Source organism: Mycolicibacterium chlorophenolicum, from assembly GCF_001044235.1.
Lineage (GTDB): Bacteria > Actinomycetota > Actinomycetes > Mycobacteriales > Mycobacteriaceae > Mycobacterium > Mycobacterium chlorophenolicum.
Genome location: NZ_JYNL01000008.1, coordinates 94,563 through 107,259, shown reverse-complemented (window position 1 = coordinate 107,259; position 12,697 = coordinate 94,563). Strand labels below are relative to the sequence as shown.

Genomic DNA, 12,697 nt, shown 5'->3' with positions numbered 1-12,697 from the left:
GCTCCTGACTGACTGACCGATGGGCATGACGGGCTCAGACACCTCCGGACTGGGCCACGAGATTGAGGAACCTCTGGGTGCGTGGCTGCGAGGGCCGGTCGAGAACGTCTTCGGGCGAACCCTGCTCGACGACCTTGCCCCCGTCCATGAACACCACGCGGTCGGCGACCTCGCGGGCGAAGCGCACCTCGTGCGTCACGACGAGCATCGTCATCCCGGCCTCGGCCAGACGCCGGATCACCTGCAGCACTTCGCCGACCAATTCGGGGTCCAGCGCTGAGGTGGGCTCGTCGAAGAGCATCAGCTTGGGCTGGATGGCCAGGGCGCGCGCGATCGCGACCCGCTGCTGCTGCCCACCCGAGAGGCGGTGCGGCAGGTGGTGTGCGTGCCGCTCGAGGCCCACGTCGCGCAGCAGTGCCATGGCCAGCTCGCGCGTCTCCTTCGGGTCGCGGCCGTAGACGCGCACCGGGGCGATGCAGATGTTGTCGAGCACCGTCAGATGGTCGAACAGGTTGAAGTGCTGGAACACCATGCCGATACGGGCGTCGGCCCGCGCCTGGGAGAGCCGGCTCACGGGCCGCAGCGTGCCGTCCTTGAGCTCGTAGCCGACGTGCCGTCCGTCGACGAGCACCTCGCCGTCGTCGACGTCCTCGAGGTGGTTGATCAGGCGCAGCATGGTGCTCTTGCCCGACCCGCTGGGCCCCATCAGCACGACGACCTCGCCCTGACGGACGTCGAGGTCTACGCCGGTGAGGATCTCGCGTCCTTCGTAGGCCTTGGCCACGTTGCGGCAGGAGACGAAGTGGGCGTCGTCAGCCTGGCCCGACGGTGCCGTGGCCTGCGCGGCGATCAGATCGGCGACACCCGTCGTCGTCTTCGATTCCGTTGCTTCTGCGGTCTTTTCGGTGCTCGGCGGCGGGACGTCGGTGTCCGGCTCCGGGGTGGCGGCGCCGTCCTTCGGGCGGCGCAGGGGGAGCCCGACCGCGCGGGCGAAGAACCCGGCCTGCGGGGTGGTCGGCCGGTCGAGCGCGAACTTGCGCTCCAGCGCCGACTGCCCGAAGCCCATGACCGTGGTGGCGGCGAGGTACATCGCGCCGGCGGCCAGGAACACGGGGAAGAACTCGAAGTTGGTCGCCACGATGGTCTGCGACCGCAGCGTGAGCTCGTTGACGGCGATGACCGAGGCCAGCGAGGTGAACTTCAGCATCGAGATCGCGTTGTTGCCCAGGGCGGGCACGATGGCGCGCAGCGCCTGCGGCATGATCACGCGCCGCAGCGTGAGGACCGGCCCCATCCCGAGCGAACTCGCCGCCACCACTTGGGATTTGCCCACCGACTTGATGCCGCCGCGGATGATCTCGCCGGAGAAGGCGGCCTCGTTCATCGTGAACCCGATCATCGCGGTGACGACGGGCCCGAGGCTGAATCCCAGGCTGGGCAGTGCCGTGTAGAGGAACACCAGCTGCAGCAGCAGCGGGGTGCCACGCATCAGCCACGTGTAGAACGCCGCGGGAAGCCGGATCACCGCATGGCGCGACTCCCGCATCAGCGCCAGTAGCAAACCGAGGACGAGGGCCAGAGCCATGGAGACGGCGGTGATCTGAATGGCGACCACCAGGCCGCGCCACAGGAACGGATCAACAAGGTATTCCAGGAATTTCGTCATGTCCGCCCCGCGATCAGCTGGTGACGACGGCGGGTTGGAGCTCCTGATTGGGGGAGAAGCCCCAGCGCTTCATCGCCTTCTGCAGACCGCCGTCGGCGTACATCTGCCCGAGCGCCGCGTTCAGACCGTCGCGCAACTCGGTCGCCTGCTTGCTGACGCCGAAACCGAAGTGGAAGTCGGTCGGCAGGTCGAACCCGACGGCCAGCTTGTCCGGGGCCTTCTCGGCCAGGTACGCGGCGACGCCCGCGTCGGTGAGCACGATGTCGGCCTCGCCCTGTGCCAGCGCGCTCTGCGCGCGGTCGATGCTCGGGAAGTTCAGCGTCTTGAGGGGCTGGCCCCCGGAGGCCTCGCACTGCTTGCCCTGCTTCTCCAGGATCGCGTTCTCGACGGTGCCGACCACCAGCGCCGCGGTCTTCCCGCAGACGTCGCCGAGGCCCTCGATCTTCTTCGGGTTCCCGGCGGCGACCAGGGCCGCCTCACTGGCCTTCATGTAGTCCACGAAGTCCACCTGCTTGACCCGTTCCTCCGAGGAGTACATCCCGGCCGCCACCAGGTCGATGCGGCCGGACTGCAGCGCCGGCACGAGCCCGGCGAAGTCCAGCTTGGAGTACGCGGTGCTGAAGCCGAGGCACTGTCCCGCGGCGTTCAGCAGGTCGGGTTCGATCCCGATGACGTTCGACGGGTTCTTCGGGTCCGACGTCGAGTAGTTCGCGGGCGCCGGCGAGATCCCGACCGTCAGCTTCTTGCCGTTGAGCCCGGGGTACTTCTGCGCCAGCGACTCGCACGTCGTCTTGTCGATCGCGAGGTCGCTGGTCACGGCGTTGTTCGCCGATTCGTCCTCCGAGCAGGCGCTGGAGCCGAGGACGAGTGCGGCAGCGATGGCCACGGTCACCATCTTGGAAATGTGCACGAGACGTCTCCTCTGTCGGGGTGGTGCAGCCCGGGGAAAGACGGCACTGGCTCAGGTATAGAATATAAAATAGTTGGGGTCAAGCATGTGGCGTTACGCCCGTGTGAAATATGAAGAATCAGCAGACGTGGTGGGCTCACCGCCCCGAGGCACGGCTCAGCGCGCCGAGTGAGAGCGCGGGGAAAAACGCCGAAAAAGAGAGACCGAAAGCCGCAACCTCTGTGGCCTCTCGAAAGAAACCGCACGTGTGCGGGTTCCGCGCCGAGCTCACCGTAAGCGTGTCGCGTGCGCTCGGCAAGATCAGCGCGCGTTGCGCATGGCGACCAGCGACGCGAGCCCGAATTCGCGGTACAGCACGTCCGGCGGCAGCTGCCGGAACCCACGCACGCCGGGAACCCCGGTCGCCGCTTGCGCGACCTTGCGCGCAATCCGGTAGTCGAGGTCCTTGAGCGAGCCGCGGTCGGTCACCGTGTCGAGTACCGCGGTCAGCCCGGCGACGGAGAACGGGCTCGTCACGTCGAGCATCACGTTCGTCGCCGCGACGAGGTGGCGCGCGCGATCCCGCACCGGCATCTCCCGCACGGTGGGCGCGCAGCCATCGATGCGCGCCGCCATCCGAGCGACGAAGCGGCGCAACCGATGCGGGCCCAGCGTGACCGTTCCCGCCGCCGTCACCGACATCCCCAGGCAGTCGATCCGGTCCCGCCCGCCATACGTGGGATCGACGGGACACGGCCTGCCGTGCCCGCTCAACGCGGTGCGCACCTCTTTGCTCAGCTTGCGCTTCACCCCGAGTTCTCCGACCAGCCTGTCGACCCGCGCGTCCGCCTCGTGAATCGCCGCCAGATCAGAGTGGGCGATCAGGAAGTCGTCGTTGTAGCGGGCATAGAACACGCCGTCGAGCCCACTGATCGCCCGGTCCATCGGCACCACGGCCAGGTTCCCCAGCAGCGGTACCAGCGGGGTGCCCATCGCGACACCGTTGAGGCGCGTGAACTCCGTACCGTCCTGATCGCGCACGACCGGCCGCACCAGCTGCGTGATCAGATCCCACGCGCCGGTGCTGATGTCGCCGCTGCCCAATGACGCCACCTCCCGCAGCGTTCGCCACAGGGCCGCGTCCGGACCCACCGGCAGGTTGTCGCCGTACTTCTCGAAGTCGGACTGCAGCACGTACAACGGTCCGCCCCTCGGGCCGACGCGCTCGCGATGCGCGCGGATGTGGGCGGCGAATGCCCGCATGGCACCGACATTCGTGACGCCGGGCAGATACGAGTAGACGCCCGGCAGGCCGTAACAGCGGGCGTTGTGGGACAACACGGCGAACAGCGCCGAGCCGACGACATGGTCCACGAACCCCGCCAGGTGCGCGGTCCGGCGCTTCCCGCCGGTCTCGAGGAACCACAGGTCGACCGGCTGCGGGCGGTACGTGCGCTCGGCGATGCTGGTGGCGATGGCGCGGGCCAACGCCTTGCGGTCGGTCGCGGCATCGAAATAGCTGACGCCGTCGGCGATCTCGTGGAAGCCGAGGCCCTGCTCGTTGCGCTTGGTGTAGATCCGCAGGATCGTCGACTCGTACGTGGCGGGGTCGACCATGCAGCGGTCGATGTCGACCGGTTCAGGTGCCATGAGAGGCGCTCTCCCACTGGCCCAGCCGCCACGCCCGCAGCGTATGCAGCCACTGCTGGAACGCCGCCGGATCCGGATGCTGCGGCAGCAGGAAGATCATCCGCACCTTATAGGCGTGGAAGATGGGGGACAGCCAGCGGCCCGCCACCGACACCACCAGGGCGTCGTCGTCGAGACCCTTCATGGCAGACGGCAGGATGGCCGGCACCAGGTCGTCGTCGAGCGTGCGCATAGTCCGCATCCCCGCACGCGTGTTCACGTCGGCGACCACCCCGTCGGGGAACAGGTCGAGGAAAGCCGGTCCGAGCCGATCGGGATCCTGCGGAGCCCTCGGCACGCCGGTGATGGACGTGATCCACCGTTCGGCGACGATGCGCTCGAGGGCGTCGCGGCCGCTGGGGGCGGGTTCGCGCCAGTACCTGCCTCGGTGGGCGGCGCCGCCGGTGGCGGTCTGCACGTGCAGATGGGGCTGACGGTCCGGTGGCTCGTCGGCCTCTCGCGCGTAGAACACCAGGGACGTCGCCGAGCAGACCGCCAGACTTCCCTTGCCCGACAACGTCTCCCGCATCATCTCGATGGCTTGTGTGCGCTGCCGCTGCGGTATCCATTCCGGGACACCGATGGTGCCGGCCCGCACCGGTCCCGGTTCGGCGGCCAGCGCCCGGATCCAGTCGCCGAGGGGCAGCTGACGTGCCGGCGGGGGAGTGCGGTCTTCGAGGTGCTGCACGTTGATGTGCACGATCAGCAGAACGATCATCGCCGCGGTGATCTCCACGAGATCCGACGCGGGGTTCACGTCGACCCACACGAGCGCGAACAGCACGGCCGAGAACAGGATCGTGCCATTCAGCGCGCGGAACCTGCCTTCGGCGAACAACCGGATCTGATAGGTCCCGATGAAGCTGCGCACGAGGAACAGCGGCAACAGGGCCAGCAGGAACGTGAACGGGATGTCGGGCAGCACGAACAGACCCAGCACGACGGCCAGTGCCCAGAAGTAGAGCGTCACCAGCGGGGTGACGAGCAGCAGACGATGGAAGAACCACACGCGATACTCCCGCAGCGCCGGGATGCGGCGCAGCCGAACGAAATCGAAGTAGAACACCGCTGTCGCCTCGTACGCGCCGCGCAGCAACGGCAGCACCAGGTAGAAGAACTGGAAAGCGTCGATGTCGCGCCATGATGCGAATCCCGCGGTCAGGTCGAAGGACCGCGTGGCGGTGCCGTAGATCCCGGCGATGGCGAGCACGGCGATCGCGTCGAGCCGCAGACCGAGGCCCGCCAGTGTCGGGCCGAACGCCTGCCGCAGCGAGATCGACGGCAGATGCGTCCGCACCGACCCTCTGCTCCGGCGCCGCGGCGAGACGCCGTTGAGCCGGTACAGGCGCAGCGTGTAGTGCACCGTGATCCAGATCGAGAGTGCGTTCGAGGCGATGATCGCCAGCACCACCGCGGCGGTCGGATAGAAGAACACGCCCGCGGCGATCACGGCCATCTGCGCCGCGGTCGGGGCGAACAGGGTCCACAGCGGCCGGTAGATGCGCCGGGTGGCGAACATGCCGGAGTGCAGGACGCGCAACGGCATTCGTACCGCGAGCTCGAGCACGACGAGAAGGGCGTACACCAGTCCCCACGGGTCGCCGTCAGAGGGCAGCAACCACAGGGCCGCTCCCGCGACGATGGCCGCCAGGGTCGTCGCGACGATCACCGACAGTGTCAGCCAGCTGCCGATCTCGTGTTCGACGGCGTCGCGGTCCGCGGTCAGGGAGTACCCGCGCAGCCGCTCGCGCATGACCTCCAGCAGCCCCCACCAGGCACCGCTGACGATGAGGCTCCCCACGCGCAGCACCATCACCGTGAACGCCACCAGGCCACCGAGCGCGGTGAGGATGATCAGGAACTCGGCGACGTGGACCGCGAAGGCGACGCCGTCGACGAGCAGGGCGTAGCGGAGACGGTAGGTGAAATACCCCAGCATCCTGCCCGTCAGCAGACAGGCGTAGAGCGACACCGTGCGGTGCTCCCGGCGGCCGGTGCGCTCGAACCACCGGTCGATGTCGTTGACGCGGGAATCGTCCACCACGGCCGGCACGTCGCCCGCCTTTCATCGACGATCGGGCAACGCCGAGGCGTTGCTGTGGGAGGCTGTGCGCGAGGAGAGCGTGGACCGTCCTGCTCAGGTAGAAGGGTGCCCCATGCGGCGAGGCGACGCAGCCGTATTGTCCATATCCGCCGCGCTGGGCGCGGTGGTCGTCGCCGCCGTCGTCTTCAGCGGGACGGTCCTGGACCGCAACACCGATCCGGCCGCGCTGGTTTCCGAGGACGCCTCGAGCTTGCTGGTGCTGACGTGGGCGCCCAGCTTCTGCGCCGGGGAAGGTGACAATCCGGCCTGCGCGTCCGGGGAGGTGGCGAAGGCGGGGCAGACGCTGCTGCTGCACGGTCTGTGGCCGCAGCCGCGGGATCGGCAGTACTGCGGCGTACCGCAGGATCAGCGCGCCCGCGAATCCGGGCGGCCACCGGTGCAGCTGTCCGACGACACCCGTGAGCGGCTGCAGTCGGCGACGGTGAACACTGCGTCGCTGGCACAGCACGAGTGGTACGCCCATGGCACCTGCTCGGGTGTCTCGCCGGATGACTACTTCGACGACGCCGTGCGCCTCGCTGAGCAGGCCCGCACGGTGCTCGACCCGGTGCTGCGCGACGCGGCGGGCGGCCGGCTGACGCTTGCCACCGTCCGCGCGCGGGTCGACGAGGCCCTGGGCGCCGGGACCGGTGACCGCGTCGGGCTGGGCTGCCGGTCGTCGACGGGCGCCGGGACCATGGTCGTGGACATTCGGCTGTCTCTGCCGCCGGTGGTCGACCTTGGCGCCGCGGACGGCACGCTGACGTTGGTGGACGCGCTGCACAAGGGTCCGCCGTTGGCGGCGCAATGCCGGCACGGCAGCGTGCCGTAGATCGTCGGCGCTACACCCCTGCGGGCACCCTCGTCCGCATCTGGTGCCGCAACTCCGTGAACTCCGCGATCGACCGGGTTGCCACCGTCGCCACCGGCCGCGCGTTGCGGCCCGTCGCCTCGGTCTTGCTGACCATCACCACGCTGTCGATGTAGGGCTGGATCGTCGTCGCGTTCTGTACCGTCGCGACGATCACCAGCTGGAAACCGAACTTGCGGAACGCCTGCAGCGCCTGCTGGGCGAACTGCGGATCGGACTTGGAGAACGCCTCGTCGAGCATCAGCTGCGCGAACACCGGCCTGTTGTCCTGACTCTCCGGGCTGGCCAGGTTGAAGCTCAGCGCGCCCGCCAGGCAGAACGCCATCAGCTTCTCCTGCTCGCCGCCGGAGTTGTCGCCCGCATTGCTGTGCGTGCGGATCAGCTCGTCGGACGCCACGTCCCACTCCGCGCAGTCGAACGTGAACCGGTTACGGACATCGAGCGCGTCGCGCGTCCACGCCTTGTCCTCCGGCGCCGTCGACGCGAGCCGGTTGCGCAGCCGCAGGATGTCGGCGTACTGGTCGAGGATTGCCTGCTTGTCGCCGAGCCCCACCTCGGCGATGCGCCGCGAGATGGCCCGCACGATCTCCGTCAGCTCCGACACCGCGGTCAGGCTGCGCGGGGTGGCCCGCAGCGTCAGCCGGGTGCCGCGGTTGAACTCCACCGCGCCCAGCCCGGTGTTGACGCGCTCGATCTGCTCGGCGATGCGCCGCGCTTCCTGCTCGGCCACCCGGTGCAGCGTCAGGATCGCATCCGGGGCCTGCTCGGTGACCAGCCGCATCATCCGCTCGTAGGCCTCGGGCAGCTCCCGCTCGTCGATGTGCCGGCAGAGTGCGACGTAGTCGTGCACCCGCTCGTCGAAATCGTTCGAGTCGTTCGGGATCGCGTCGGGGAACGCGGTGTCGAAGGTGTTGAGGATGCGGGCCAGTTCGTCGTAGGAGCGGCGCCGACTCTCCCGCAGCTGCTCGCGTTCTTTCTTGATCGCGGAGAACAATGCGTCGCGGTGCGGCTCGGGGTCGAGCAGCTCGAGCCCGACGGGCAGCTGCCCGGCGTAGCGGCCCAGCAGCTCGGTCAGCGGTTCCGACACGAACGCCGGGGACAGCCGCTCCGAGAGCTCCAACAGCCGGGTCCGGCGGGCGTCCAGATCGTCGCGGCGGGTCTGGATCGCGCCGCGACGGGTCATCAATTTCTGGATCTGCGACCAGCATTCGTCGGCACGCGCGTTGAGCGCCTCGATGTCGGGGTTGTCCGCCAGCAGCAGCTCGTACTGCTCGCGCAACCGGTCGGCGTGGCCGTCGGCGGTCTCGGTGTCGATCTGGCTCCACTGCGGAAACTGCTCGCCGATCGCCTTGCACGCCGCCGCCCGGTCGCGCCACTGCTGGCGCTGCGCCGCGATGTCGTCGGCGATGCGGCGCGCCTTCTGGTAGGCCTCCTCGGCTGCGGCCAGATCCACTGTCAGCGCATTGATCTTCGCCGACACGTCGCCCTGGTACAGGTACTCCGACTGCTTGAGCGGGCGCCGGTCGTCCTTGATCGCGAGCCGGTCGGAGTCCTTGTACAGGCCGGTGTCGGTGACCGCGCGGCGGAAGCGGGCGAACACCTCGGGGGTGTCGACGCACACGTGATCGCCGGCGGCTGTCACGATGTCGACCGCCTCGGCCGTGCACGGATGCGCCGGATCGACGGCGAACAGCTTGCCCGCCAACGTGTTCGGTTCCGGATCCACCGGATCGGCGCCCAGCATCTTCGCCCGCACGTGGTGCAGCGCCAGCCGGCCCCGCATGTTCGTCTCGTTGACGAACTGCAGCACCGCCGTCCAGTGCTGGTCGGGCACCATCAGCCGCAGCCCGACGCCGCGCAGCACCTTCTCCACCGCGGTGCGCCACCGCGTCTGGTCCGGCCGCAGGTCCATCAGCTCGGCGACATAGGGCAGCGCAGCGGCGTCGACACCCACTGCGGCGCAGATCTGTTCGCGCATCAGCAGCGCGAACTCGGGCAGCGCCGACCCCACGTGCTCCACCCGCTTGAGTTCCTTGGCGGCGTCGTCGCGCGCGATGCGGGCCGCCTTCTGCGCGTACTCCGCGTCGGTGGACGCCTCGCGGTGGCGTTCCACCTTGGCCAGCAGCTCGGTGGCCTGGGCGAGGAGGTCTTCGCGCAGGTTCCAGAACTCGTCGGCGGTGTCGGGCACCTCGAGGTCCTGCGCGGCGAGCATGTCCTCGTAGGCGCCGCGGCGGCGCGACACCTGCTCGGCCTCGGCTTCGGCGGCGGTCACCTGGCTCTGCAGCGGACCGATGTTCGCGCTGGTGCCGCTGATCTGCGCATTGAGCGAATCTGCTTCCGCCTTGGCCAGATTCAGCGCGCGGGTGACGTCCTCGTACTCGTTGTCGAGCTGGTCGACGGTGGTGTCGAGCTGCGCGATCTGCGCCGGGCACTGCGCGAGCCGGACATGGTCGGTGTAGGCACGCACCATCGGCAGGTCGACGAGGTCGATGATGCCCAGATCGGTCGACTCCGAGGCATAGCGCTGCTGGATCTTCTCGATGTCGCCGAGGATCTTGCGCTTCTTCTGCGCCACCGCCAGCAGTTCGCGGGCCTCGACCAGCGGGTCGATCTGCTTGAGCGCCTCGGGCAGCCGGGCCAGGCTGTCGGGCTCGTCGAGCATGAACTCGCGGACGAACTGCTCCAGGCCGCCGACGCTCTTGAGTGACTTCGCCTTGCCGAGCAACTGCTGGGCGGCGTCGGAGGCGCGGATGCCGATGGTCGCGTACAGCTGCGCCAGATACTGCGATTCGACCTTCGTGGTGAATCGCCAGCCGTCCTCCTTGAACACGCCGGTGTCGAAACGCCCTGCCGCCCAACGGTTGCAGACGTCCTCGATGCCCAGGTCGCCGTCGCCGAGCACGAAGCGGCTCGACGAGTCGTTGCGCGACTCGCCCGTCAGCCACTTGAGCACCAGGCCCGTCACGGTGCGTCCGGAGTCGCTGGCGTAGGTGACGGCCACCGCCGACCACGCGGTCCCGTCGCCGCGCAGATACATCACCCGGCTGGTCCCGCCGTCGCTGCGCTGCCCCCACGCGCCGCGCACGTACTTGTCGACGGTGCGCCGGCCCGCGCTCGACCCGGCGGCCGTGTTGTCGCCCGAGGCGTTGAAGTTGCGCCGGTTGAACGGCAGGAAGCCCAGCGAAATGGCATCCAGCAGTGATGATTTGCCGCTGCCCGAGGCGCCGGCGATCAGAGCGCCGCCCTCGCTGAACGGGATCGAGTGGTACCCGTCGAACACGCCCCAGTTGATGACCTGCAGCCGGGACAGGTGGAACTGCTCGGTCACTCCTGGATCTCCTCAGCGGTCGTTCCGCCGTTGGCCAACAGCTCGAACTGCTGCTGCAGTTCGCTGATCACGCTGGCGGTCATCACCGCGGTGATCACCGGGCTGATGGTGTAGCTGTCCTCGTCGTCGCGGCTGCGCCGCAGGATCTCCAGACCGGTGAGGCGCGCGATCGCGGCGTCGACGCGCCCGGCGAACGTCACCGCGTCCCGGTCGACGTCGTTGAGTACACCGGAGAAGAGTCCGTGCATCTCGTCGCGGGAGATCAGCACGCTCTGCCCACCCGAGGCGCGCATCATCTGCGCCAGGTGCAGCGCGAGGATCGAGTCATAGGTGCCCAGCGGCTCACGGCGCAGAAGCTTGATGCCCTTGGCGGATTCGTAGCGGGCCTGCTCGACGAACGCGACGTCGGTCCCGTCCACGATGCGCAGCAGCAGGTCCAGTTCCGACAGCCGCACCGACAGCTGGTGGCGGTACTCGAGCACCCACGCGTAGATGTCGCTGTCGGATTCGGCGCTGATGTAGCGCCGGGTGAGCAGGTGCTGCAACGCCCAGCAGGCGCGGTCGGGCAGTTCGGAGACATCGCCGTCGAAGCGGGGCCGGCGCTGGTGCGGGGGGCGGGCGCTCTGGTCGACCTGCGGCAAGTCGGAAAACGCAGCGAAGTCGGCCGCTGTGTCGGTGCTCACGAGGCCACTCCTGCGGTGATCGGTTCGGTGAAAGACAGGTCGGGAACGGCCATTTCGCGGTCCCGGCCGTCCAGGGACCGGAACCGGACGGTCGTCGACCTGCCGGTGTCGTCGTTCGGCTGCTTGAGCGCCCAGGACCACAGCACGATGACGTGGCCGAGGTACGCGTTATCGAGCATGGCCACCGCGTCGGGCAGCGTCACCGGCCCGCGGGCGACGGCGGCGTTGAGCATCTCCGACATCGCGGGCGCGTCCACCTGCGTGGTGAGCGCGGCGAAGCTGGCCAGATCGACCTCGCCGTCGGCGGGCTTGGCGGGCTTGGGATTCGACAGATCGCCGATCTTGAAGCTGAGCGCGCCGACGGAGCTGATCGCGTGGCGGGCCAGCGGCAGTTCGAGGTCCAGCCGCGAATCGGTGAGCGAGGTCTTGAGCAGCGTGCGGGCCGCGCCGATGGCCTCGCCCAGCTGACGGGCCACACCGCGGCTCTGCTCCAGGGTGCCGAACGCGGTGAACCGTTTGACCCGCTGGGCGCAGCGCTGCTGGATGCGTTCGACCTCGTCGATCTGGTGACCGACGAGCTCGAAGAACCCGGCCATCACCGCGCGCAGCGCCGGATCGAGGTGAGGCAGCGCCTCGGCGACGGCGGCGACGTCGGCCTCGAACTCGGCGCGCTGGTCCGGGTCGTTGATCATCCGCAGGAACGCGCGGTGGCTGTCGCGGCCCTGGGAATCCCACGCCGCCTGGTAGTCGGCGTACATCTGCCGCTGACGGTCGCGGTACTCCACGTTGCTGTCGATCGGCTCGTCGAGGGCGGCGGTGGCCTGCTCGATCATCGTGCCGTACTGGCCGATATCGGTGATGAGGCGTTCCATCTGCAGCGCGATCGCCCGGGCTTCGTCGTAGGCGTCGGTGACGTCGGGTTCGGGGCGCTCGCCGGCCTCGAGTTGATCGAGTTCGCGGCGCAGCGCCTCGATCTCGTTCTCGATGTGCTTGCGGATGCGGGCGGGGTCGTTGCCGACCTTGAGGGCGACGTGCCGGAGCCGGCCGGCGATGCCGTTGATCGATCCGCCGGTCGCGATCGTGTCCTGGCGGCGCATGCCGCGCAGGAAGTCCAGCGCGCGGCGCGCGTCCTGGGTCAGGTAGCAGACGTTCTGGTCGGTGCGTTCATCGACGATCCGATGTAGCCAACCCTGGCTGGCCCACGACTTGATCAGCGCGAGCCCGGACTGGTCGTCCTCGAGGTCGGCGAGGTCACGCTCGATCCGGACCACGAGCTCGGTCTCGGCGACCACCCCGCCGGACAGGTGACGGTCCATCAACGTCGAGTACAGGCTCAGGTTGGTGGCGGCGAGCAGCCGGACGGTCGGCGAACTCTGCAGGTCGCGATTCAGCTCGAGCAGGTCAGCGGCCGATCGCCCCCCGTGGTCGTCCACTCACCCTCCTCGATGCCCTCGATGCTCGCCGGACGCCCCAACATAGGGCACGGCG

General features: G+C 68.9%; 8 protein-coding genes and 1 pseudogene. 1 reads left to right on the top strand and 8 read right to left on the bottom strand.

The features are described 5' to 3' along the window. Nucleotides 1–34: 34 nt before the first annotated feature. The 5 genes and pseudogenes from MCHLDSM_RS38975 to MCHLDSM_RS03635 all read right to left on the bottom strand — a co-directional run bounded on the left by MCHLDSM_RS38975 (nucleotide 35) and on the right by MCHLDSM_RS03635 (nucleotide 6,297). On the bottom strand, nucleotides 35–853 hold the full coding sequence (locus tag MCHLDSM_RS38975) for an amino acid ABC transporter ATP-binding protein (RefSeq protein ID WP_407661897.1): 819 nt from the start codon (nucleotides 851–853) through the stop codon (nucleotides 35–37). 189 nt (nucleotides 854–1,042) lie between these two features. Then, nucleotides 1,043–1,666, bottom strand: a pseudogene (locus tag MCHLDSM_RS38970) (amino acid ABC transporter permease); the annotation flags it as partial. A gap of 13 nt (nucleotides 1,667–1,679) precedes the next feature. Then, entirely contained in the window at nucleotides 1,680–2,576 is an 897-nt protein-coding gene (locus MCHLDSM_RS34855; RefSeq protein ID WP_053082841.1) for an ABC transporter substrate-binding protein, read from the bottom strand. A 300-nt stretch (nucleotides 2,577–2,876) separates the two neighbouring features. Next, on the bottom strand, nucleotides 2,877–4,205 hold the full coding sequence (locus MCHLDSM_RS03640; RefSeq protein WP_048468915.1) for an RNA-dependent RNA polymerase family protein: 1,329 nt from the start codon (nucleotides 4,203–4,205) through the stop codon (nucleotides 2,877–2,879). Continuing rightward, the gene (locus MCHLDSM_RS03635; RefSeq protein ID WP_234713843.1) at nucleotides 4,195–6,297 is read right to left on the bottom strand and encodes a hypothetical protein; all 2,103 of its coding nucleotides are present in this window, start codon (nucleotides 6,295–6,297) and stop codon (nucleotides 4,195–4,197) included. The genes MCHLDSM_RS03640 and MCHLDSM_RS03635 overlap by 11 nt, the downstream gene beginning before the upstream one ends. Before the next feature lie 127 nt (nucleotides 6,298–6,424). Here MCHLDSM_RS03635 and MCHLDSM_RS03630 point away from each other — a divergent pair, with 127 nt between their 5' ends. Continuing rightward, entirely contained in the window at nucleotides 6,425–7,159 is a 735-nt protein-coding gene (locus tag MCHLDSM_RS03630; protein ID WP_234713842.1) for a ribonuclease T2 family protein, read from the top strand. 10 nt (nucleotides 7,160–7,169) lie between these two features. Here the strand turns inward: MCHLDSM_RS03630 and MCHLDSM_RS03625 are convergent, their stop codons facing one another. Genes MCHLDSM_RS03625 through MCHLDSM_RS03615 form a run of 3 tightly spaced genes read right to left on the bottom strand, consistent with a single transcriptional unit; the run spans nucleotide 7,170 to nucleotide 12,642 of the window. Further along, nucleotides 7,170–10,526, bottom strand: a complete 3,357-nt coding sequence (locus tag MCHLDSM_RS03625; RefSeq protein WP_048468913.1) for an ATP-binding protein — start codon at nucleotides 10,524–10,526, stop codon at nucleotides 7,170–7,172. After that, complete coding sequence (locus MCHLDSM_RS03620; RefSeq protein WP_048468912.1) at nucleotides 10,523–11,209, bottom strand: DUF4194 domain-containing protein; 687 nt, start codon at nucleotides 11,207–11,209, stop codon at nucleotides 10,523–10,525. The genes MCHLDSM_RS03625 and MCHLDSM_RS03620 overlap by 4 nt, the downstream gene beginning before the upstream one ends. After that, entirely contained in the window at nucleotides 11,206–12,642 is a 1,437-nt protein-coding gene (locus MCHLDSM_RS03615; protein WP_048468911.1) for a DUF3375 domain-containing protein, read from the bottom strand. Before MCHLDSM_RS03615 ends, MCHLDSM_RS03620 begins: the two co-directional genes overlap by 4 nt. Nucleotides 12,643–12,697 lie beyond the last annotated feature (55 nt).

Excerpts from the sequence above, each read along its gene's own strand:
- MCHLDSM_RS03640 (WP_048468915.1), bottom strand. The coding sequence starts at position 4,205 with ATGGCACCTGAACCGGTCGACATCGACCGCTGCATGGTCGACCCCGCC.